Raw genomic sequence first — 22,026 nt, forward strand, 5'->3', positions numbered from 1 at the left:
CCGGTTTCTCGACGTCAAATTCAGTGTAGAACAGCGAAAGCGCTGATCAACCGGAAGTCTCGGCCACTGTGGCCATTAAATAAAATTTAGAACTGCCATCATATCTGTGACTACCCGGGCACCCTGCTGTTCCAGCTGGGGGCCCCGCACTGGGTGAGCGCTGTAGCCAACCACGCGCATACCTGCAGAGACGGCCGCAGAGACACCGGCAATGGAGTCCTCCACCACCAGACAGCGCTCCGGTGCCACCCCCATGGCATCTGCCGCGTGCAGGAACAGCTCTGGCCAGGGCTTGCCCCGGGATACATCGTCGGCACTGAAAATACGCCCGTCGAAATAATCGTACAAGCCGGTCTTATTCAGTGTCAGCTGCATTTTCTGGTGAGAGCCCGAGGAGGCCACGCAGCTGCGCAGCCCCAGCTGCTGCAGTTGGTCGAGCAGGCCTTCGATACCCACAACTGGCTGTAATTCCTGCTGGAACGCCTCGCGGATACGCCGCTCCGTATTGCCAAAATAATTATCCGGTAGTGGTCCGCCAAAGCGCTTCTCGATTTCCACCAAGCAGTCCCTGGCCGGGCGACCGCTGAATTGCTCGTCCAGCTCCTCGGCGGTGGTCTGCAAGCCCAGGCGATTCATTTCTTCTGCCAATATGCGACAGACGATGCTCTCGCTGTCTACCAGCACACCATCACAGTCAAAAATAATTAAATCGGTAGAAGACATGGGAACCTACATCGTTAACGCGCAGAGAGCAGCATCAGGCCGAGGATGACACCGATGACGCCGCTAATACGCAGGAAATTTTCATTGCCACGGGAAATTTTAACCGCTAATTCTTTGCCCCGCTCAAAACCAATTTGCAGCATATAGGCACCACTCAATAGTACCAGTACGCCGAGAGCGTTGAACAAAATATACCAGTGGCGAGTGTCTGCAATTAGTAAAAGGATCAGGCCAATAATAATTCGCGCCCAGGCGGAGAGGGCATAGCCGGTTTCGTTAAGCCGTTCGCTGAGGCTTTGTGCCAGTTTCGGCTTGGCAATAATCGCCAGTGACAACACAACGATGACAATGCCCAACAACCAGATAAATGCTTTTATCATGCTCTTCTCTCCCTGAATACTCTCGAGTCCATTCCTTCAGCGACTACAAGTCACCCCATTGAAATTGCAATACCGACAATGCTGCTATCGGCGCTGTCTCAGTGCGCATCACCCTTGGTCCCAAGCGCAGAGGCATAAAGTCCTGCGCCAGTGCCGCATCGATTTCCACCTGCGATAGCCCGCCTTCTGGACCTACCAGTAGCAGGGCGGACTCCGGTGTACCGCGCTCCGCCTGCCATTGGCGCAAATCCAGCTCGGTGCGGTGATGCAATACCAACTTGGCTTGGGGCTCAGCTTCAGCAGATTCACTCTGTAAATACTGCGCCAGCTTTATCGGTTCGGCAATCTCCGGCACCCGGTTGCGCTCACACTGCTCACAGGCACTGATAGCAATCTGGCGCCAGTGACCCAGTTTTTTCTGTAAGCGGTCCCCGGACAGCTTCACTTCACAACGTTCGGTAAACAGCGGCTGTATCGCCGCCACTCCCAGCTCAGTGGCTTTCTGAATCACCCAATCGAAGCGATCGCCACGAGAAATACCGATCGCCAGGGTCAGTGCCAACGGTGACTGGCGATCCCCTGCGCAGTACTCTCCCGTGCGTGCGCGCGCTCGTTTGCCGGTCTCGATCAACTCCGCCGTATACTCACCACCATTGCCGTCAAAAAGAACTAAAGGGTGGCCCGCATTCAAGCGAAGTACTTTTACCAGGTGACGGGAAGCCAGCTCATCCAGGTCTACTTCTTGATCGGAAGCCAGAGGCTGCTTGGAAAAAATACGCGGGATGCGCATGGGAGAATCCTATTCAAACACCATAAAAAAGCCGACAGGAATGTCGGCATTTTGCTGGCAGTTAGTTTAGGCATTTATACCCCAAAGGCGCAATGGTGAAGGCGATCCACCACTGCGCCTGAATACCTGCGCTACACAGTCTCCAATGAGACCGGGGTATCGTCTTCTACTGCAACTTTGTGCTTCGGGCGTAACTTCTCAATAACTTTGTACAGGTTGGGAACCAAGATCAAAGTCACTGCCGTTGCAAACAGTACACCGAATGCCAGGCTGATCACCATCGGGATCAGGAACTGGGCCTGGATTGAACGTTCGAACATAATCGGTACCAGACCGATAAAGGTAGTAATCGAGGTCAGGATAATCGGGCGGAAACGATCCCGGCCCGCGTGTACTACCGCATCCATCACCGCCATACCCTGAGCGCGCAGCTGATTAATACGATCCATCAATACCAGGTTGTCGTTCACAACCACGCCCGCCGCTGCGAGGAAGCCGAGCATCGACATAATGCTGATGTTGTGTCCCATCAACAGGTGGCCAACTAAAGCACCGAAGAACCCAAACGGCACAGCAGTAAGGATCAGCAGCGGCTGAGAGTAGGAGCGGAAAGCAATCGCCAGCAGCGCATAAATGCCGAACAGGGACAATACGAAGAAGGCCAGGATAGCACCGTTAAACTCTTCCTCTTCCTGCATTTCCCCAGCGGTTCTCAGGGAGAAACCGGGGAACTGGCGCTCCAGCTCAGGTACCAGGGTCTCGCGCATATCCTTAAGGATATCCTGCGCGCTGGAAGTATTCGGCGTTATTTCGGCAAGTACCCGCACGGTGCGCTCGCGATCGTTGCGGCGAATCGTGGTATAGCCCGGCACGTAAACTGCCTCGGCCACCGCTGAGAAGGGTACTTCCCCATCGTTGGTACGAATGCGAATGCGGTCCATCTGCTCTTCGCTGGCGCGCTCCTCCATAGGGTAGCGAACCATTACGCGAACATCCTCACGACCACGTGGGATACGTTGAACCTCCTCACCGTAGAAACCCTGACGAACCTGCCTGGCCACATCTGACAGGTTAATGCCCATCGTGGTGGCGTAAGGCTTCAGCTGGATCTCAATATCGCGACGGGCACTGGTCAGGTTATCCCGCACATCATAAACACCGACATAACTATCCAGTTTTTCCTTAACCAAATCAGCAGCAGCGCGCAGTTCACCCATATCCCCTGAGGCTGTGCTCAAGTTCAGGCTCATACCATTACTGCTATTGTTGATGCTCGCATCAATATTCATGTCCTCGACGCTAGCCGGCAGCTCGCCAATCAATTCGCGCCAACGCAACGCTAAAGACTCGGAGGTGACATCACGCATCTCTCCATCGGTAAGCTGCAAAGTTACATAAATATTGCCACGCCAATTGAAAACCAGGGAGTTCTGCAAGAAGGACTCACCCTTGTTCTGCTCCAGCATTCCCTCATCGATTTCCAACTTATCAGCGGCGGTGAGTACCTGTTCCATTACCCGTTCAGCTTCACTGAAGGGTTCACCTGAGGCCATAGAAATTCGCAATTGCAATAAATCAGAGGGGACCTGGGGTGAGAATGAAGAGCCCACATAACCACTCTGGAAAACAGCGATCGACAAACCCAGTGCCAACATAAAGCTCATCACTGTGGTGCGGCTATTGCTTAGGGACTTTTCCAGTAAAGGCAGGTAGTACTTATCTCCGGCCGTCTTCATCGCACCGGCAAAACTTCTACGTACGTTTTGTAATTTAATTCCCAGTGTCGATTTAGCAGGTTTCTCTGGCTTCATGCCCACCAAGTGAGCCGGCAGAATCAACAGGGATTCCACCAGGGAGAAGACCAGACACAGCAGTACCACCACCGGCAAGGCCAGCATCATCTGTGCGGTAATGCCGGGTAGAAACAGCATGGGGATAAAGAACACCATGGTGGAGGTCACGGCGAAAATTACCGGGGAAGCTACCTGCTTCACCCCTTGCTCAGCTGCAGCTAAGCCAGATTCACCTCTATCGTGGGCAGCATGCACTGCCTCCCCCACAATGATGGCATCGTCCACCACAATCCCGAGTATTAACAGGAAGGCGAACAATGACAGCATATTTAGGCTGACGCCGGTCACCGGCAACAGCCAGAAAGCACCTAGGAAAGCGACAACAATGCCAACGGTTACCCACATGGCCAGAGCCGGGCGCAGGAACAGCATCAGCATGACAAACACCATGGCAAAACCGCTCAGGGCATTGGTAGTCAGCAGATTCATGCGGCCTTCAAATGCCTTGGAGAAGTCGAACCAGACATCCAGTTCCATGCCCGGTGGCAATTGCTCGCGAGTCTCCTCCAGGAACGCTTTTATTCGCTCAGCGGTTTTCACCACATCCAGGGGCTCGCCCTGAATAATGCGAAGGTTCATGGCGGGATTGCCATTAAAACGAATAACGTTGTTGTATTCCTCAAAGCCATCGCGCACTGTCGCTACATCGCGCAGCAACAATACAGAGCCATCGGCACGGCTAACTACGGGGATACGCTCGAAGTCTTCAGCGGTATAGGCCTGGCCACGAGTTTGCACCTGAATATCACCGCGGTCCGAGCGCACCATGCCGGCAGGCAAATCCAGGGAGGAGCGGCGCACCGCGTCGGCAACCTGATTAAAGCTCAGGTTGTAACGACGTAAATCCAGCTCGGAAACTTCAATGGACAACTCGTCTGGTCGATCACCCCAAACATCAACTCTGCGCACACCGGAAATCAGGTTGAGCTTATCGCGCAAATCCAGGGTGGTTTCCTTGAGCTGACGCTCAGAAACTGGCCCACCGATGGCGATCATCATTAACTCGGCGTTGGCTTCAATCAAGCGAATAACGGGACGCTCAATACCGTCGGGAAAGGTGTTGATACTATCCACCTGAACCTTAATATCGTTGAGCAATCGCAGCTCGTCGTAGCCATCCATCGCCTGGATTTCAATAGAGGCACTACCCCGTCGGGAAGCAGAATTTACCTCCTTAATACCCTTTACTTCAGAGATAGCCTCCTCAACCCGAACAGTTACCTGCTGCTCCACCTCTGCCGGACCGGCGCCGGGGTAAGAGATATTAACCTCTACAATCCCCAGCTGCAGCGTGGGAAACACCTCCCGGTCGATACTCATAAGGCCAAAGATTCCGCCGATGATTATCATAATCATCAGCAGGTTTGCGGCTTTGCTATTGCGCGCAAACCACGGGATGATTCCGCTCATCACTTGCCTCCCTGGGAAGCATTGCTAACACCACCGGCATCACCAGCAGCGGATACTGTAGAGGGATCTGCTGAATCCTCAGGAAGACTCCCCAGGCCCGCTGGCCGCTCATTGAGGGGATTAGCGGTAAGTACCATACCCTCACGGGAGTAGCCCAAGCTTGAAACAATCACTCGGTCACCCATAGCGATATCCCCGCGGAGCCAGATTCTGTCACCGATGGTTTGTAACAGCTCAACAGTTTTGTAGATCAGCTGACTCTCGTCATTCAGAACCAACAGGTGATCTCCTTCATGTAGTGCCTGACGGGGCAGCTCCACAACATCATCAAAGGTTCTGCCGGCAATATCTGCCTCAACAAACAGGCCATTCATCAGCGGCACATCCCCTTCATAGGGTTTCTGTACCTGGGCAACAGCAAAAATAAAGCGGCTATTGGGATCGATACTCGCTTCGGTTCGCACCAACTGCGCACGCCACTCGTGTTCACGTCCAGCCACAACAGCTTTCAGACGCACAGCGGGGCCATTCTCAATAGTTTTACCCAGGGGAAGATCGAGCAACGCTAGTTGCTGGTCGGTCAGAGGGAGGCGGACTTCAGCGATACCGGTGCTGTGAATTTTTGCCAGAGGGGTGCCGGGGGTAATGTACTGTCCCAGGTCGACAAAAGTCTCAACTACACGACCTGCGAAGGGGGCTTTGAGTGATGTCCGCTCCAAGTCCAGTTTTGCCTGATCGCGGTCAGCTCTCGCTGCTTCAACTGCAGCCTGGGCAGCTTCGAGATGGGGTTTGCGCAGGAACAGGGCATTAGCAGCTTCTGATCCCAGGTCACGCCACTCGCGCTTAGCTTGCTTGGCATGGCCCTGCTCCTGAGCCAGGGTGGACTTGGCATTTGCCAGTTGCGATTCCGCGCGAGTGACCTGGTAGCGATAGTCTGCTTGCTCGAGCTGCAATAAACGGGCGTCTTTATTGAAGAAGCCACCGGGAACAAATGCCTCATCGACGCTTTCGATCACACCGCCGACTCGCGCGATCACATCGATTTCATGGCGGGCATGAACGGTTCCCTGGCTGGGTACCAACAGTGTCTGGCGACGGGGTTCTATATAGAGAACATCAGCCATTGGCGGTACCACCACCTCTGGCGGTTTTTCCTCCGGCTTCGGTTTCAATACAACCACCGCAGCAATAACAGCCACCCCGACTAACAATACAATGAATAACAGCTTGTTTTTACTCGAGACTTTCACAGGTACCCTCTACCCCGTTCCCTGACCTGAATTGGTCAAATTTTAGTTAGTACGCATTCTACTGGAGTTCGACGCACATAAGAGGCAATTTGGATGCAGACTGCCGCACAAGTTTGTGTCCTGCCGCAAACCTTCCTCGCTGCGCTCGGGTAACGCATAATGCCGACCCAAAATTACTCCTGTAAGGGCCCTCTCGTTTACCCGCCAAATACCACGGAAACTGAAAGGCTACTTACTGGTCCAACATCGCCCTTAACGGTACGAAATTTCCCGGAAAACGGATGTAAACATCAATGCTGGATATCAACGTTCGCATCGCCGAAGAACTCAATGTCAGACCACAACAGGTTACCGCCGCAGTATCCCTGCTCGATGAAGGAGCCACAGTCCCATTTATTGCGCGCTACCGGAAAGAAGTGACAGGGGCCCTGGACGACACCCAGCTGCGCACCTTGGAAGACCGACTGCGCTATCTGCGCGAACTGGAAGAGCGCCGCGCTGCCATCCTGAAAAGCATCGATGAGCAGGGCAAGCTGACTCCAGAGTTGTCACAACAAATTAACAGTGCCGACACCAAGAATCGCCTCGAAGACCTCTACCTCCCCTACAAACCCAAGCGCCGCACCAAAGGGCAAATCGCCATCGAGGCTGGCCTGGAACCGCTGGCCGATGCACTGATCAACAACCCCTCCCTCGACCCCGCAGCTGAAGCAGAGCAATACCTCAACACCGACAACGAAGACGCCTCCCTTCACGTCAAAGACATCAAAGCCGCTCTGGATGGAGCCAAATTTATCCTGATGGAGCGCTTTGCCGAAGACGCCGAGCTGCTGGGCAAGCTGCGTGAATTCCTCAAGCGCGACGGACAGGTGAAATCCAAACTGCTCGAAGGCAAAGAAGAGGAAGGGGCCAAGTTCCGCGACTATTTTGAATACGCCGAAGACTGGTCCAAGGTGCCTTCGCACCGCGCCCTGGCTATTTTCCGCGGCCGCAACGAAGGCGTACTCGCTATCAGCGTGGGCCTCGCCGATGAAGAGGGGACCTCCCCAACCGCCAGCCATCCCTGCGAAGCCATGATTGCCCGCCATGTGGATATCACCGACGAAGGACGCCCTGCAGACAAATGGCTCGGCGAAGTGGTGCGCTGGACCTGGAGAATCAAGCTGCTGACCGCACTGGAAACTGACCTGATGGGTGAGCTGCGTGAGAAAGCAGAAGAGGAGGCCATCAAGGTATTCTCCCGCAACCTGAAAGATCTGCTGCTGGCCGCTCCGGCCGGGCAAAAGGCCACTATCGGCCTCGACCCGGGCCTGCGCACCGGAGTCAAAGTCGCCGTGGTCGATGCCACAGGCAAGATACTCGACCACACCGCCATCTTCCCCAACCCGCCACAGAATCGTCACCAGGAGTCTGCAGCGGTTATTGCCGCCCTGTGTAATAAATACAATGTGGGCCTGATCGCCATTGGCAACGGCACCGCCAGCCGCGAAACCGACAAATTCGTCGGGGAAACCATTAAGCAATATAAGCTGACGGCTCAAAAAGTTGTGGTTAACGAAGCCGGTGCTTCCGTTTACTCCGCCTCTGAATTTGCTGCACGGGAATTCCCGGATCTTGACGTGACTATCCGTGGAGCTATCTCCATCGCCCGCCGCCTGCAGGACCCGCTGGCAGAATTGGTGAAAATCGAACCCAAATCCATTGGTGTTGGTCAGTATCAGCACGACGTTTCCCAGACTCAGCTGGCTCGTTCACTGGACGCCGTAGTCGAGGACTGTGTAAACGGTGTCGGCGCTGAGCTGAACTCTGCCTCTGCACCGCTGCTGGCTCGGGTTTCCGGCCTGACTACATCTATTGCCAACAATATTGTCAGCTACCGCGACCAGAACGGCGCTTTCAAAAATCGTAAGCAACTGATGGAAGTTCCGCGTTTAGGGCCCAAGGCATTTGAACAGGCCGCCGGCTTCCTGCGTATTAATAACGGTGCAAATCCGCTGGATAAATCCGGTGTGCACCCCGAGTCCTATATCGTGGTTAAACGCATTGCCGAGAAAAATAGCCGTGAAATTAACAGCCTTATCGGCGACTCCGGCTTCCTGCGCCGACTGAACCCGGCAGACTATACCGACGAGAAATTTGGTGTACCTACCGTTACCGATATTATCGCCGAACTGGAAAAACCCGGTCGCGACCCGCGCCCGGAATTCCGCACGGCCAAATTTGAAGAGGGCGTAGAGGAAATAAAAGATCTGCGCCCGGCAATGGTACTCGAGGGGACCGTCACCAACGTCACCAACTTCGGTGCCTTTGTGGATATCGGTGTTCACCAGGATGGATTGGTACATATCTCTGCACTCTCAGAGAAGTTCGTTAAAGATCCTCACGAAGTCGTAAAAGCCGGTGATATTGTCAAAGTTAAAGTGATGGAAGTGGACGTTGCCCGCAAACGCATTGGCCTTTCCATGCGTTTATCTGATGAGCCTGGTGAGCAGGGTAGTGGCGGTATTAAAAAAGATGACCAACGCGAAAACCGCCAAGCCCAGCGCTACAATAAGCAACAGGGCAACCGCTCCCAGAAAGGGGGCCAAGGTAATGGCCGTGGCAGCATGGGTGATATTTTGATGGCGGCGATGAAGAATAAAAAATAACCGATAAAAAGGGCGGCCAAATGGCCGCCCTTTTTATATCTCTGACAACCCCTCTTGGCATATTATTCAATTAAAAACTCTCCGGGCAACTCGCTAGTAAAATGTAAAGCTTCTCCACTTACAGGGTGAGAAAATTTCAGCTCGCTAGCATGTAACAGTAGCCTCGAAGCCCCCTTCAACGCATCAGGATGGGCATAAAAGGGGTCCCCCAATATTGGATGTCCTATTGCCTGCATATGCACGCGGAGTTGGTGAGAGCGTCCAGTAACTGGCATAAGTCGAATCAAGCTACTGTTTTCAGAGCTGAAGACTTTCTCCCAGCGGGTTAGAGATGGCTTGCCCTCGGCAAAATCTACTTTTTGCCTCGGCCTATTTGGCCAGTCACAAATAAGGGGCAAATCCACTTCACCACTTACATTTTCAGGCACACCCCATACCCGCGCATAGTAGGCTTTCTCAACTTCACGATTTTGAAATAAAGTACTCAGCGCCTTATGTACCTCAACACTGCGCGCCATTACGATTAGTCCTGAAGTATCCATATCCAATCGATGGACAGTTAATGCATCTGGATATAGTGATTGCGCTCGACTAGCTAAGCTGTCTTTATGATCAGCACTTCTTCCCGGAACACTGAGAAGCCCGCTGGGTTTTTCTAAAACCAGTAGTGCTTCATCCTCATATAGTATTGAGAGGAATGGTTTCAGGGGGGGGTTATAATTCCGCATTTATACCAACCTACCGGAATTTAAAAATATTTCAGATGGCCCAGAAAAGATACTAAATTTCCAGTCAGTAAATTCTGAACAAACGATATGCAAATTTCAGTCAATGTTTCATAAACAGAAAACTCGAAAGCAATAGCTTTCGAGTTTTCAATTAAAGCTTGAGGCTTTTCAAAATCTTAGTAACGATTGCATCCTGATTCATTGTGTAAAAATGTAAACCCGGTGCACCCCCCTCTAATAAGGTCTCGCAGAGGTCGGTAACAACCTCTAATCCAAGCTTTCGAATGTCTTCAGGATTACGGAAGCTTTCCATGCGTTTAACCAACCACCTCGGAATTTCCGCACCACAATTGCGAGAGAAACGCACAAGGTTGGCAAAATTAGCTATCGGCATAATACCTGGATAAATGGGCGCATCGATACCCGCCTTTTCACACTGATCAATAAAGTAAAAATAGGAATCCGGGTTATAGAAATATTGTGTCAGTGCGCTATTAGCACCTGCCTCAAATTTACCTTTTAAATAGCGAATATCATCATCATAGCTGTTCGACTCCGGGTGGATCTCTGGATAAGCAGCTACTTCAAGATGAAATTGATCACCGGTATGTCGGCGAATAAAGGCGACTAATTCATTCGCATAAACCAGTTGCGCCACTGCACCCATGCCCGACGGCATATCACCACGCAGTGCAACTATTCGATTAATTCCCGCCTGTTTATAATCATTTAACAAACCCAGTATTGTCTCTTCATTATCACCACCAAACGACAAATGAGGAGCAATTGAAATACCATCTCGCCGCATATTGGTCACAATACTCGACGTTGTCTCTCTTGTGGTACCACCGGCACCATAAGTTACAGAGAAGAATTCAGGGTTAAATGCCTGCAGCGCTTCACGAGTTTTGTATAGTTTCTCGCGACCCTCTGGCGTTTTGGGAGGGAAAAATTCGAAACTTATGCGAATGGAGTCTTTCATTATATTTCTCCAACCCCGCACAATTCAGGTGCCGGCGATACCGGCACCTTTTAGTTAGGGGTGATTAGTACTTATAACTTTCAGGTTTGAACGGACCTTCAACTGAAACACCGATATAGTTAGCTTGTTGCTCGGTCATACGGGTAATAACACCACTAAAACCCTCAACCATATAGCGTGCAACTTCTTCATCCAGGTGCTTGGGCAATACTTTTACATACAGTGCTGAAGTCTTTTGATCTGCCGGCAAGTCGGCAAACTTTTCTTTGAACAAATGGATCTGGGCGAGAACCTGGTTGGCAAAAGAACCATCCATAATGCGGCTCGGGTGGCCAGTAGCGTTGCCAAGGTTTACTAGGCGGCCTTCAGACAGCAGCAACAGGTGATCATTGGTTTCGCTATTGCGAACTACCTTATGTACCTGCGGCTTAACTTCCTGCCACTCCCAGTTTTCACGCATAAAGGCGGTATCGATTTCATTATCGAAGTGACCAATATTACAAACCACCGCACCACTCTTCAGGGCGGAAAGCATGTGGGCATCGCAAACGTTTACGTTGCCAGTTGTAGTAACTATCAGGTCTGTATTGGCCAACAGCTGCTTGTTAATACCCTCAGCGGTACCGGTATTAACGCCGTCGATGTAGGGGGAAACCAGCTCGAAGCCGTCCATACAAGCCTGCATCGCACAGATCGGGTCCACTTCAGAAACCCGTACGATCATACCTTCCTGGCGCAGGGATGCTGCGGAACCTTTACCTACGTCGCCGTAGCCAATAACCAGCGCTCGCTTACCAGAGAGCAGGTGGTCAGTGGCGCGCTTGATGGCGTCGTTGAGGCTGTGGCGACAGCCGTATTTATTGTCGTTCTTGCTCTTGGTCACAGCGTCATTGACGTTGATCGCAGGAATCTTCAGAGTGCCTTCGCGCAGCATATCCTGCAGGCGGTGTACGCCGGTGGTGGTCTCTTCACTCACACCGTGGCAAGCATCCAGAAGTTGCGGGTATTCGCGGTGCAGCAGCTCGGTGAGGTCGCCACCGTCGTCCAGAATAATATTGGGTTGCCAGCCGGCAACATCGGCACCAATAGTGCGCTCAAGGCACCACTCATACTCTTCTTCAGTTTCACCTTTCCAGGCAAATACGGGGATTCCGCGCGCAGCAATGGCGGCAGCGGCGTGATCCTGAGTGGAGAAAATATTACAGGAGGACCAGCGAACTTCAGCACCCAGTGCGACCAGGGTTTCGATCAGCACTGCAGTCTGGATCGTCATGTGGATACAGCCCATGATACGGGCACCTGCCAGCGGCTGCTCTGCGCGGTATTTCTCACGCAGAGTCATCAGTGCCGGCATTTCACCTTCTGCAATTTCAATTTCACGGCGCCCCCACTCGGCCAGGGAAATGTCCGCGATTTTGTAATCTTTAAATTCAGTGCTCATTTGATTCATCGTTTTTGAGTCCAAAAATTATCTGCTTGCCGGGTGGTACCCAGCATATTTTGTGTGCCCGCGCTTTTGGCGCGGGCATGAATATTTATTTCTGAAACTTAGAGGCCGGCTTGGGAGCGGAGCGCATCCGCTTTATCGGTTTTTTCCCATGGGAAAGCAGTAAAGCTCTCACTGCGTTCCTGGCCGTTGCTGTCGATCCAGTTGTAAGTGTGGGTAAACGGATCGCGACCAAAGTGACCGTAAGCTGCAGTCAACTGATACATCGGGTGCAGCAGATCGAGGGATTTGGAGATGGCGTAAGGGCGCAGGTCAAAGTTTTCGCGCACCAGCTCCACCAGCTTATCCTCTGGTACCAAACCGGTTCCAAAAGTATTAATTGCTACGGAGGTTGGCTCGGCGACACCGATGGCGTAGGAAACCTGAATCTCACAACGCTTGGCTAAGCCTGCCGCGACAATGTTCTTGGCCACATAACGACCCGCATAAGCGGCAGAGCGATCAACCTTGGAGGGATCCTTACCGGAAAATGCACCGCCGCCATGGCGAGCAGAGCCACCGTAAGTGTCGACGATAATCTTGCGCCCGGTGAGACCGCAGTCCCCAACTGGCCCACCAATAACAAAGTTGCCCGTCGGATTGATATGGAACTTGGTGTCTTTATGCAGCCATTCCAGCGGCAAGGTGTTGTGAACAATCAGCTCCATCACTGCATCGCGCAGATCTTTTTGGCTGACATCCGGGTTGTGCTGGGTTGAAAGAACAACCGCATCGATCGCGCAGGGGCGGCCCTGTTCGTCGTAACGGAAGGTCAGCTGGCTTTTTGCATCGGGGCGTAACCAGGGAAGCAGACCGGATTTACGCACTTCAGCCTGGCGCTCAACCAGGCGGTGGGAATAGTAGATCGGCGCAGGCATAAAGGTGGGGGTTTCGTTGGTCGCATAACCAAACATTAACCCCTGGTCCCCAGCACCCTGGTCTTCCGGCTTAGCGCGGTCTACACCCTGTGCGATATCCACAGATTGTTTACCGATCACATTGATAACACCACAGGTCTCACCGTCATAACCCACGTCAGAAGAGGTGTAGCCGATATCGGTGATAACTTTACGCACCAGCTCTTCCAGGTCTACCCAGGCAGAGGTGGAAATCTCACCGGCAATAACAGCAATACCGGTTTTCACCAGGGTTTCACAGGCAACCCGCGCCTGCTTGTCACGGGCCAGTAGAGCATCCAATACAGCATCGGAAATCTGGTCGGCAATTTTATCCGGGTGCCCCTCAGATACGGATTCTGAGGTAAACAGTCTGTATTCACTCATTTTGAGGTCTCCATTGTCCCGCCGCAGCGGTTGAATATCTTTTAACTTCAGGCTGTGCCTGACAAACCCCCGTCAGGGCTTAATAAACTCTCTTATCTGGATCTGAAAGCCGTTGCGCAGGGCGCTGTAAATACTGCGCCCATCTTGCAGGCCGGCAGTCGCGGCCCAGTCACTTAACTGCTCTGGAGCAAAACCCAGCCATAAATCTCCGCAGGCCTCTCTGGCCCAGTCCTGGCTGTGTTCTTGCAATTCTGCAATTAAAAGCTGCCCGCCCTTTTTTAGGGCGCCGTGCAAGTCGTGAAAAATTTGTGCCGGGTCAGGAGTGTGGTGCAGCACCATGTTCACCACGATGGTGTCGGCACTGGCCGGCCGTGCCGCAGCAGCGCGGGTATCGCTACAGACAAACTCGATATTTTTAATACCCTGTTCATCGGCAAAAGATTGAGCCCGCTCCAACATTGCAGAAGACAGATCCAGTGCTGTCACTGTCGCGAAACGCTGAGCCAACTCCTGTAGAAATTCACCTTCTCCAGGCCCAACTTCCAAGGCATGGCGACCAGGTTTGAGCAGCTGAGCCACTTGTGGTCCGTATACGTCATAGCTGGCGATCAATTCCTGCTGCTCGCGAAAGCGGTTGCCGTAATCGGCAAAGAAACGTCGCGATGCTTCCGCTCTCTCCTCAGAAATCCGGGATACCGCCTGCACCCGCACATCGGCCAGAGGCAAATGATCCAGGTTTGTAAATAGCTGTGCCAGCAGTGGAGTAGCTGCAGTGCGCCGGTAGAAAAGGTTATTACCTTCGCGGTGCTTGTTCACCAGACCTGCCTGGGCGAGCACTTTCAAGTGATGACTCAGGGCCGGTTGGCGCAAATCAAAGATTCGGCACAGCTCTAAAACACTGTAAGAATCCTGGCTGAGCAGGCGCAATATTTCGAGCCGCAGGGGATCTCCGGCGGCTTTCAGGGTCAAGGCCAGCTGAGGAATTGCCTCGGCTGGACTCAGTTCGGGTGCTGGCTCATTTTCAGACATGGGGCGAAGTCTAGCAGGGGAGCACACCTATATCAAAATGTTTTGATATAGCTTTATTAAATATTTTTGATATAGATGTTAATGGCGCCGCCTAATGCATAGAATTAGAAGTTTGTTGCTGCACTCAACAACAAATCCCCAACCAAAGCTTTGCGCGGGGCCGCCCTTTACGGGAAAATACGCCACCATTTTGTTGTTGCGGGAATCTGCCGGCAGAGCAGCGCCGCACCCTAGCTAAGAAACCAGAGAGCTCTTCTTATGTCTTCTACTCCCTCTCGCGCTGAAAAGGCCAACGCCATTCGCGCCCTGTCCATGGACGCGGTCCAAAAAGCCAAAAGCGGCCACCCCGGTGCGCCCATGGGTATGGCGGATATCGCCGAGGTGCTGTGGAATGACTACTTAAAGCACAACCCGGCCAACCCCAGCTGGGCCGATCGCGACCGCTTTGTACTGTCCAATGGTCACGGCTCCATGCTGCTTTATTCCCTGCTGCACCTGTCCGGCTATGACCTGCCGATTGAAGAGCTGCAGAACTTCCGCCAACTGCATTCCAAAACTCCGGGCCACCCCGAATACGGTTATGCCCCTGGTGTAGAAACCACCACCGGCCCACTGGGCCAAGGCATCACCAACGCTGTTGGTATGGCAATGGCAGAAAAGATAATGGGTGCCCAGTTCAATCGCCCCGGCTACGAGCTGGTAGACCATCACACCTATGTATTCCTGGGCGATGGCTGCCTGATGGAAGGTATCTCCCACGAAGCCTGCTCCCTGGCCGGCACTCTGGGCCTGGGCAAGCTGGTCGCCTTCTATGACGACAACGGCATTTCCATCGATGGTGAAGTGGAAGGCTGGTTCACCGACGACACGCCCAAGCGCTTTGAATCCTACGGCTGGCACGTAATCCCCAATGTGGATGGCCACGATTCCGCCGCTATCAAAGCCGCTATTGAAGAAGCTCGCTCTGTTACCGATAAGCCCACCATTATCTGCTGCAAAACCGTGATCGGCTTCGGCTCCCCGAACAAACAGGGGCGCGAAGAGTGTCACGGTGCACCGCTGGGTGACGAAGAGATCGCCCTGGTTCGCGAAACCCTCGGTTGGGCCCACGGCCCATTTGAAATCCCCGAAGATATTTACGCCGGCTGGGATGCCAAAGCCAAAGGTGAAGCCCAGGAAGACGAGTGGAAAGATATCCTCGCCGATTACCGCGAAGAATTCCCGGAGCTGGCAGCCGAATTTGAGCGCCGCATGAGCGGTGAATTGCCCGCAGATTTCCTCAGCAAAGCAGATGAGTACATCAAAGCCTGCCAGGAAAATGCAGAGAAGATCGCCTCTCGCAAAGCCAGCCAAAACGCTCTGAACGCCTACGGCCCGCTGCTGCCCGAATTCCTCGGTGGCTCCGCCGACCTGGCCGGCTCCAACCTCACTATCTGGTCAGGCTCCAAAGGTGTCAGCGCCGAGGATGCCTCCGGCAACTACATCTATTACGGTGTGCGCGAATTCGGTATGAGCGCCATTATGAATGGTATCGCTCTGCACGGTGGTTTCGTGCCCTACGGCGCTACCTTCTTGATGTTTATGGAATACGCCCGCAACGCTGTGCGCATGGCCGCACTGATGAAGCAGCGTGTGGTCTTTGTCTACACCCACGACTCTATTGGCCTCGGCGAAGACGGCCCGACTCACCAGCCGGTAGAACAGCTCAGCGCCTTGCGCGCCACTCCGAACCTGCACACTTGGCGCCCCTGTGATGCCACTGAATCCGCAGTGAGCTGGAAGATGGCTATCGCGCGCAAAGAAGGCCCCAGCACCATGGTCTTTAGCCGTCAGGGCCTGGCTCCTCAAGATCGCGACAGCGCACAGCTGGCTCAGATTGAGCGCGGTGGGTACGTACTGTCCGACTGCGAAGGTACTCCTGAAGCCATTATTATTGCCACTGGCTCCGAGGTAGAGCTGGCGATGGCGGCCCAGGAAAAACTGGTTGGCAAGAAAGTTCGCGTTGTTTCCATGCCCTGTGCCGAGTTGTTTATGGAGCAGGAAGAGGCTTATCGTGAGTCCGTACTGCCTTCTTCTGTACGTGCACGAGTAGCGGTAGAAGCGAGCCACAAAGACTACTGGTATAAGTTTGTCGGTTTCGATGGCGCTATTATCGGTATGGAAACCTTTGGCGAATCTGCCCCTGCCGGCGACTTGATGCGCTACTTTGGTTTCACTGTGGACAATGTGGCTGAAGCGGTAGAAAAACTGCTGAAGTAGTACTGTTTTCTCCACTGAATATCATTTAGGTATCAACCCCGTGCGGCACTGGCTCAGCGCCGCGCGGGGACGCTTAGCTGACATTTTTTCTCCTGCCTAAAGTTGTGCTATGACCACTAGAATTGCCATCAATGGCTACGGCCGTATCGGCCGCTCCGTTTTACGCGCACTCTATGAGTCTGGCGCCCGCGATAACTTACAAATAGTCGCCATCAATGAACTGGCTGACTGCGACACCATTGCACACCTGACAAAATACGATTCTGTCCACGGCCGCTTCTCAGGCGAAGTTTCCGTGCATAAAGATGTCCTTGTGGTTAACGGAGATTCTATTGCCGTAACTCATTGCGAGCGGTTAGAAGATCTGGATTGGCGACGGGATCAAGTAGATATCGTACTGGAATGCACCGGCAGCTTTAAGCAGCGACAAGGCGCGGAGTTGCACCTTGCCGCAGGAGCCAAGAAAGTACTATTTTCCCAACCTGCCAGCCGGGATGTCGATGCCACGATTGTTTACGGGGTGAACGACCATATTTTGACAGGCAAGGAACGGGTAATTTCGGCAGCCTCCTGCACAACTAATTGCAGCGTGCCAGTTATCGCCGCTCTGGATAAGGCCTTCGGAATAGAAGCTGGAGTTATTACTACTATCCATTCTGCGATGAACGACCAGCCAGTAAGTGATGCCTATCATCATACTGATCTGAGAAAGACGCGTTCAGCAGTAAGCTCAGTTATTCCTGTTGATACGGCCTTGGCCCGGGGTATTGAGAGAATATTACCTAATTTAGTAGACAAGTTTGAGGCACAAGCCCTGCGAGTGCCCACAGTCAACGTTTCCGCGATTGATTTATCAGTCTCACTACAAAAAGAAGTTAGCCGGGAAGATGTTAATGCCCTATTAAAATCAGTTTCTAAATCTGAATTTAATGGTGTGTTAGGTTTTACCCAAGAACCTCTCGCTTCCTGTGATTTTAATCACGATCCCCGCTCCGGCATCATTGATGCAAGCCAAACTCGTGTAGCGGGGAATCGCTTAGCCAAGATCTTGATTTGGTTTGATAATGAATGGGGATTTGCGAATCGGATGCTGGATGTGACAAAAGCCCTGCTTTAGCAGATAAGGTGCATTTATCTTAAATCAAAAGGTGCCATATTCTAATAAGCAGGCTGGTAAAACCTGCCCGTAGAAATAAGCCTGAAGTGTTTTTACTAGCTCTCGATAACGTATTTTTTAATCCCTAAAAATATTTTTATAAATCAGGCAGTGCTTCAAGTACCTCATCCTTTCTACAATACATAATTCTGTATCTTTAAGTTTAGTCTTTCTCAGCTTTCCTCACCTATATAGTCAGATTTCCCCTGGCTCACTTCTCTTTTACGTGAAGAAATATACCTAATACCGCAATATCATATCGGCTTCCCACTGTTGTGCAGAGACTATTGGATAGTCCAAAAGTGTCACCGGTATCGATATACAACTTCATAGCAAAATACAACTGACTACTCCTTTAGTTTGGTGTACTCCTGGAATGCCCCCTTTTTTTAATTCTTAGTACAAGACCGTATGTCGCGTATTCTATAAAAGCACCGAAAGTGACAAGTTAAAGTCTATTCCAGGGATCCTGCTTTTAATTCAACTAAAATAAATTCGTTGCCATACAGGTCCTCAAAGTGACCAAACTCCGCATCTGCGTCAGAGGTGGGGGGTTTGCTAAAGTGGACGCCATTGTTTACAAGCCTCTTATATTCTCGGTCAAAGCTCTCGGTGTAAATAACGGCGCAAGGCTGTCCAGCAGTTTGTGCTCCAACTTTCTTCAGCTGACTCTCAGAATCTGCCTTAAGTAACCATATGCCCATATCTCTTTGTTCCGGAAGTCGAATATGAACGAATCGATATGGTTTTGCTTGATAGTCTATAAAAACTTCAAACCCCAATTTGTCACAATAAAAGGTAATAGCTTCTTCATAGCTGTTGACAAGAATTACCAGTCTGCCAATTGAGTTCATTAGAAGTTTCCCTGGCTAATACACGATTTATAGCCACCTTTGAGAGCGGGGCTATATATTTTTTAAGAAATCAAGTAGTGCATGAAGATGAAGCGGGCCGTAAATACGGCCCTTAATTGTGGCAACTACCACTCCTTAAAATTTATGGCTCAGCCTCAGGTAGTAGCCTCGCCCAAATGTGCGGTAAACCGAAGGGTCCGTTTTTGCATTGAAACCAATATCAATAAATGGGGGAGCCTCGTTAGTAAGGTTAGTGATTCCGCCCGAAATAGCCATACCATTACTAAAATTATATGAAGCAACAAGGTCATGATAGAGCTGAGCTTTTATAGTTTGCTTATAGTCTCGCCATATTTCATCCATGTAAGTTCCATAGTTAAGATCTCCTTTCACCTCACCTATATATTCACCTCGGTAACTTAAATTGAAGTCATTCCAATTCCAGGATAGGGAATAGTTTATTTTGTTTTCTGCGTAAGTCCCTCCATCTTGTGCCGTGCTATCAGTGGTACGTCCTTCTAAATGGATAGCCTCCGCCCCTGAATAAGCAATTTTGGTACGCTCAATCAAGTGGGTCCATAGTAAGACTGCATCCCATTGTCCAAATTCGGTATCTAATGAGTATCGAGTTTCAAAATCAACTCCGGCCGCTCCCTGTTCGGCAACATTTTGATTAATATCCAATATATTTTGAATCGTATAGTCACTAGTTCTGGTGATGAGGTCACAGTAGCTGGCTACCTGCTCTATGTAACATTGATCCATAATGTACTGAGCACCATAAGAACTAATACCTGAATCAATTTCTGCTTTCCAGTAGTCCAGGGTGAGGCTTAAATCCGAACTTCCGATAAAGTCCGGTGTCCAGACAAGGCCTAGGGTAAATGTATTCCCTGACTCCGGTAGGAGCTCTTCGTTGCCACCGACTGTTGCAGGAAGTTGAGTATCCTCCTGCTCCGATATTTGAATGCAACCAGCAGGAAGCTGGCTAATACTGTCGACATAACACGGGTCAATAGCTGATGGAGCACTATCATTTCGCCCCCCGAATAAGTTAGTAATTGTCGGGGCACGGAAAACCGTTCCATAAGTGCTACGCAATTTAAGCTCTTCAAACACCTGCATATCCAAACCCAATTGCCAAGTGTTATCGCTGCCAAAGATATTATAGGAGTCATAGCGTAATCCACCTTTAATATCGATAGATTGAATACCGTTATTAAATATCGGAAGATGCACCTCGGCAAGTAGATTGGTATTGTACAAAGAGCCTTCTGTACCCGTCCCCACAGACCCGGTAACATCACCGGTTGCTTTACCCGAGTCTGGAGAGAGGGTAAATGAACGCGCCCAATACCCTCCACCTAGGGCCCACGTCATTGCTCCCCCAGGAAGTTCAAATCCATTGCCACTAATATTAAGGTCGATAACTTCTTGGGTAGTAACCCTATGATCTGTGAGATCTGAACTCACATAAGCAAGCATTTCTTCGGTAATTGTGCCCGCCCCATCAACCATATTGATTGGTACACAATCACTTATCAATGTACTTTGATCACTAATATCGGCATAACATTCGGGAACACCATTACCATCAAGATCTGCTGATGGACCAAGTGCTTTTGCCAGCCTCGCCCCAAGAAATTGTCCAGTATTAATGTCCGTTCGAGTACGATAGCCTCGGTTGTAGCTGATTTTCCAGTCGTAATCGTTAATATTACCTTCGAAGCCAAACACTCCCTGTACTTGGAGGACCCTTTGTTCCATTCTGCGGCGATCCTCTACCACACGCCGACGTACATCGATAGCCGGCTGGTGATCAATTCCTGCATCTGCCAATGCCCTAGATAAATAATAATTGTCTTGGTGAATGCCATTGTAAGCCTCCAAAACACCATCACCATCGAAGTCGAAATAACCGTTGTAGGCCGGATCAAAACCAGGGCGACTGTCATAGGGAATCGGTGCCAATTCTTGGGCCGACTCGCGATAATTTACACGGACCTCGGAAATAAATCGCACATTGTTTGTAATTTCAGCATTACTTTCAGCAAAGACGTTGTACCGTTCAAACGGAGTCTGAATATAGTTAGAGGGTGCATAGTTATAGGTGCGATCATCATCTTCAACTAAGCCATCTCCCAAGTTGATGTATTTAGAACCGCCAATATTGAGTCGACCCTCGGGTATACGTGAGGAGCCTTCGGAATAGCAACTAACCGGATTACTTTCGCAACCACCTTCCGGAAAAATATGATAAGTATTCTGAAAGATACCCCATGGAGTGTCAGATTGGTAAGCACCCTCTTGAGATATATACTCTGTACCAAAAACAAAATTTCCGCTATCAAACTCTCGACCAGCGATAAAACTCACACTATTTTGGCTAATCGAGTCTACATCCATAAAGTCGGCATTCTGAAGCTCAACCTCAACTCCTTCAAAATCCTTTCGCGTTATGATATTTACAACCCCAGCAACAGCATCAGCACCATAAGTTGCAGAAGCTCCATCTTTGAGTATCTCAATCCGCTCAATCATAACTGAAGGAATGGATTGATAGTCCCCCATATCTACTGAGCGATGCCCGTTTACTAAATTTAGTGTCCGGTTAGCACCCAGTCCACGCAAGTTAATTTGTACAGCCCCATTACCGCCGTTATTGATAGTTGTTCCCAACGGCGAACCTGACATTGAAGGCAAGCTTTGAATTAAAGCTCCCACATCAGTTTTGCCAGATATTTTCATATCTTCTCGCCCGAGTACAGTTACCGGGCTTGGACTATCCAAATCTGCACGCTTAATACGTGACCCGGTTACAACGATTTCTTCAACCAATTCTGCATCTTCTTGAGCGAGCACAGGTATAGAAGGGAATATTATTGCTGCACCTGTCAAGCTAATAACACTCTTAACGGCAATAGATATTAGATTATTTTTCATTGTTAACCCTTTTACTATTTTATTATCACTTTAAATTTATCTACTAAGAATTCTTAAAATTGCCTCCATTAGAAAAAAAGAAACTCACCCGGCAATTTTTTAAAAGCAACTATTTCATTGTGACTTAAGGCCTTAAGTATCTATTTTTCCGCGTACGACGCTAAAGCCGAATAGACATGAATAAACTATTAAAGATTTATTTTAAGTAAATAAAAATTATAACTTCACTTCCATAACATATTAATAGCCAAC

General features: G+C 50.8%; 15 protein-coding genes. 3 read left to right on the forward strand and 12 right to left on the reverse strand.

The features are described from left to right. Window positions 1-75 precede the first annotated feature (75 nt). The 5 genes from ACJJII_RS05500 to ACJJII_RS05520 form a co-directional block, all read right to left on the reverse strand. On the reverse strand, window positions 76-723 hold the full coding sequence (locus ACJJII_RS05500) for an HAD family hydrolase (protein ID WP_282930693.1): 648 nt from the start codon (window positions 721-723) through the stop codon (window positions 76-78). A 14-nt stretch (window positions 724-737) separates the two neighbouring features. Beyond that, window positions 738-1,103, reverse strand: coding sequence for a hypothetical protein (locus ACJJII_RS05505; protein WP_282930692.1), 366 nt, complete (start codon window positions 1,101-1,103; stop codon window positions 738-740). Window positions 1,104-1,146: 43 nt separating this feature from the next. After that, complete coding sequence (locus tag ACJJII_RS05510; protein ID WP_444911786.1) at window positions 1,147-1,893, reverse strand: 16S rRNA (uracil(1498)-N(3))-methyltransferase; 747 nt, start codon at window positions 1,891-1,893, stop codon at window positions 1,147-1,149. Between the two features lie 131 nt (window positions 1,894-2,024). Further along, window positions 2,025-5,156 (reverse strand): efflux RND transporter permease subunit, encoded by a 3,132-nt coding sequence (locus ACJJII_RS05515; protein WP_444918565.1) that lies wholly within the window; start codon window positions 5,154-5,156, stop codon window positions 2,025-2,027. After that, the gene (locus tag ACJJII_RS05520; protein WP_444918566.1) at window positions 5,156-6,406 is read right to left on the reverse strand and encodes an efflux RND transporter periplasmic adaptor subunit; all 1,251 of its coding nucleotides are present in this window, start codon (window positions 6,404-6,406) and stop codon (window positions 5,156-5,158) included. The genes ACJJII_RS05515 and ACJJII_RS05520 overlap by 1 nt, the downstream gene beginning before the upstream one ends. A 293-nt stretch (window positions 6,407-6,699) precedes the next feature. Here ACJJII_RS05520 and ACJJII_RS05525 point away from each other — a divergent pair, with 293 nt between their 5' ends. Continuing rightward, window positions 6,700-9,054, forward strand: a complete 2,355-nt coding sequence (locus ACJJII_RS05525) for a Tex family protein (protein WP_444918567.1) — start codon at window positions 6,700-6,702, stop codon at window positions 9,052-9,054. A 62-nt stretch (window positions 9,055-9,116) separates the two neighbouring features. Here the strand turns inward: ACJJII_RS05525 and ACJJII_RS05530 are convergent, their stop codons facing one another. The 5 genes from ACJJII_RS05530 to ACJJII_RS05550 all read right to left on the reverse strand — a co-directional run bounded on the left by ACJJII_RS05530 (window position 9,117) and on the right by ACJJII_RS05550 (window position 14,562). Then, the gene (locus ACJJII_RS05530) at window positions 9,117-9,782 is read right to left on the reverse strand and encodes a pseudouridine synthase (protein WP_444918568.1); all 666 of its coding nucleotides are present in this window, start codon (window positions 9,780-9,782) and stop codon (window positions 9,117-9,119) included. A gap of 151 nt (window positions 9,783-9,933) precedes the next feature. Continuing rightward, the gene (metF, locus tag ACJJII_RS05535; protein WP_444918569.1) at window positions 9,934-10,764 is read right to left on the reverse strand and encodes a methylenetetrahydrofolate reductase [NAD(P)H]; all 831 of its coding nucleotides are present in this window, start codon (window positions 10,762-10,764) and stop codon (window positions 9,934-9,936) included. A 64-nt stretch (window positions 10,765-10,828) separates the two neighbouring features. After that, window positions 10,829-12,205 (reverse strand): adenosylhomocysteinase, encoded by a 1,377-nt coding sequence (ahcY, locus tag ACJJII_RS05540; protein ID WP_369974263.1) that lies wholly within the window; start codon window positions 12,203-12,205, stop codon window positions 10,829-10,831. A 107-nt stretch (window positions 12,206-12,312) separates the two neighbouring features. Beyond that, a complete protein-coding gene (gene metK / locus ACJJII_RS05545; protein ID WP_282930687.1) occupies window positions 12,313-13,533 on the reverse strand; it encodes a methionine adenosyltransferase in 1,221 nt (406 codons plus the stop codon). A 72-nt stretch (window positions 13,534-13,605) separates the two neighbouring features. Next, entirely contained in the window at window positions 13,606-14,562 is a 957-nt protein-coding gene (locus tag ACJJII_RS05550; protein ID WP_108734975.1) for a metalloregulator ArsR/SmtB family transcription factor, read from the reverse strand. A 258-nt stretch (window positions 14,563-14,820) separates the two neighbouring features. Between ACJJII_RS05550 and tkt the strand changes: the two genes are divergently transcribed. Both tkt and gap read left to right on the forward strand, forming a co-directional pair. Beyond that, window positions 14,821-16,821, forward strand: coding sequence for a transketolase (tkt, locus tag ACJJII_RS05555; protein ID WP_444918570.1), 2,001 nt, complete (start codon window positions 14,821-14,823; stop codon window positions 16,819-16,821). Between the two features lie 109 nt (window positions 16,822-16,930). Beyond that, window positions 16,931-17,938, forward strand: a complete 1,008-nt coding sequence (gap, locus tag ACJJII_RS05560; protein WP_444918571.1) for a type I glyceraldehyde-3-phosphate dehydrogenase — start codon at window positions 16,931-16,933, stop codon at window positions 17,936-17,938. 494 nt (window positions 17,939-18,432) lie between these two features. Here gap and ACJJII_RS05565 read toward each other — a convergent pair whose 3' ends face one another. Continuing rightward, window positions 18,433-18,831, reverse strand: a complete 399-nt coding sequence (locus tag ACJJII_RS05565) for a VOC family protein (protein WP_444918572.1) — start codon at window positions 18,829-18,831, stop codon at window positions 18,433-18,435. A 135-nt stretch (window positions 18,832-18,966) separates the two neighbouring features. Further along, entirely contained in the window at window positions 18,967-21,774 is a 2,808-nt protein-coding gene (locus ACJJII_RS05570) for a TonB-dependent receptor domain-containing protein (protein ID WP_444918573.1), read from the reverse strand. Between the last annotated feature and the right edge of the window lie 252 nt (window positions 21,775-22,026).

Source organism: Microbulbifer maximicatervae (SeqCode) (assembly GCF_052467825.1).